Raw genomic sequence first — 372 nt, 5'->3', positions numbered from 1 at the left:
TGCCGGCCGATTCAGCGATGAGCGAGCCCTGGAAGCGCTTTGAGCACGACCAGCCCAACGTACTCTGGCAGATGGACTTCAAGGGGTACTTCGAGACCCTCGAGAAGGAGCGCTGCAGTCCCCTGACGGTACGCGACGACCACTCGCGCTTTAGCATCCTGCTGCGCGCCTGTGGACCCACCGACACCGCTACCGTGCAGGCGGGCTTACAGGAGGCGTTCGGGCACTACGGCCTGCCGTTGCGCATCAACACCGATAACGGCTCGCCGTGGGGGTCGCCCGGCAGTCCCGGTCAGCTTGCCGAGCTGGCCGTCTGGCTGATCCAGCTGGGTATCCGCATCAGCTACAGCCGGCCTTACCACCCGCAGACCA

At 65.3% G+C, this 372-nt stretch carries 1 protein-coding gene; it reads left to right on the top strand.

Annotated elements, in window-relative coordinates:
• On the top strand, positions 1-372 hold a 372-nt coding region (locus tag PQQ96_RS42270; protein ID WP_408303386.1), incomplete at both ends, for a DDE-type integrase/transposase/recombinase.

Origin of the sequence: Paraburkholderia sediminicola (assembly GCF_046027825.1) — a bacterium.
Taxonomy (GTDB): domain Bacteria; phylum Pseudomonadota; class Gammaproteobacteria; order Burkholderiales; family Burkholderiaceae; genus Paraburkholderia; species Paraburkholderia sediminicola_D.
This window is presented reverse-complemented; position numbering and strand designations above follow the sequence as displayed.